This window comes from Paraburkholderia haematera (assembly GCF_905220975.1).
Classification (GTDB): Bacteria; Pseudomonadota; Gammaproteobacteria; order Burkholderiales; family Burkholderiaceae; genus Paraburkholderia; species Paraburkholderia haematera.
Map to the genome: position 1 here is coordinate 1 of NZ_CAJNBK010000064.1, position 1,499 is coordinate 1,499.

Genomic DNA, 1,499 nt, shown 5'->3' on the forward strand with positions numbered 1-1,499 from the left:
TCTTACTGTGTCATATAAATGCTCGTGCAATCTATTCCCGCACAGGAAGAGTGCCATCGTTGCATGAGCCGTAGTCCAAGCAGGATACGCAACGTGGTAATGGAATCAGGAACGTGGCGTTGTGCGCGCTGGACTGCCCCGAGGGATGTAATCCGGGGGAAGGGCAGGCACCGTGCGTTCGAGGAAGTTTTTTTTATCACGTGCGTCTGATTGCATCCTGAGCCGCTGAGCCATCAGAAACCCATATGCTGCAATACTCAGTGTGGCGTGGTGGTGAAAGCCACGCCAGCCTCGCCCTTCGTAATGACCGAGCCCGAACTCCTGTTTCAGGTCCTGATAGTCGCGCTCGATGCGCCAACGCATCTTGGTCACGAACACAAGCTGCTCAAGTGTCGCCTCTGCGGGGGCGGTAGTGAGAAAGTATTTGAGCGGCTCCGTATCACCTTCAGGCCATTCAATGAGCAGCCATTCTTCGTCTCGAACGGTACTTCGCTTATAGTCGCGATGTGCGGGACGAACCCGCAGGGCGGCAAAGCGTGAAGAAAGTGCTGCGTTGCTGCCCTCGCGCCAGGTTACGGTTTGCCAGGCGCTCACGGGCAATTGCATGGCCAGTTCCTTCACCGCGAGTGGTTCGTGGCCGGGCGCACGGCGCAACGATGTCGGCGGCCTGCCGCGCCCGCTCCAGGGCTCGGGCGCAAGTGGCGCCGTACCGCGCGCCCACACAGAGGTGCCAGGCCGGATCCCTACCGCGTACAACAAACCCAGTTCAGTTACGCCGTCCCGGAAAGCGGTTTCGTCGCCGTACCCAGCATCGGCCAGCACGATGCCTGGTGCAACGCCGGATGCTACAGCATCGCGAAGTTGGGCCAACGCAATCTGGGGCTTGGTCTCGAAGGCCAGATCCTCGGGAACGCCTGCGCGACAGGCACGTTCCCGGTCGTCAATCCATTCCTTGGGCACATACAGCTGCCAGGCAATCGGCAGGCTGCCGCGTTGCGTCGCGATCGACAGGCTCACGGCGACCTGACAGTTGTCCTGTTTCCCGAGCTGCCCACAGTACTGACGTGCCACCCCGACCGAATGACGCCCCTTCTTTGGGAAACCGGTGTCGTCAATAATCCAGTAGTAGCCGGTCTCTTCAGCAGCGTGCTCGCCTAACGCGGGCATCACCCATTCGCGTATCCGCTGCAACACCGCCCGGTCAGACCATTCTGCCTTGGCCACAAAGTGGTGGAGTGACTGGTGCTTCGCACTCGCGTGAAGTGGGTCAATATGCGCGGCCATCGGCTCGACGCTCTTGCGTGACAACGGCAATACCAGGCCCGAACAGTAGCCCTTGAGGCCGGCATGGCGATCGGCGTGTCCTAACGCCTGCGCCAGATGGTTCAGATACGCGTCAAATTCGTCGATATCTTCTCTCATCGCGATCATCCAAAGTCTGTATTATTCAATACTACCAGGTATCGCTTTGATGTGAATATTTTATTGACACAGTAAGA

1 protein-coding gene is annotated in these 1,499 nt (G+C 58.7%); it reads right to left on the minus strand.

What is annotated here, in order from left to right; translation table 11 throughout:
* Positions 1-105: 105 nt before the first annotated feature.
* A complete protein-coding gene (locus tag KHO23_RS34830) occupies positions 106-1,422 on the minus strand; it encodes an IS701 family transposase (RefSeq protein WP_211617536.1) in 1,317 nt (438 codons plus the stop codon).
* Between the last annotated feature and the right edge of the window lie 77 nt (positions 1,423-1,499).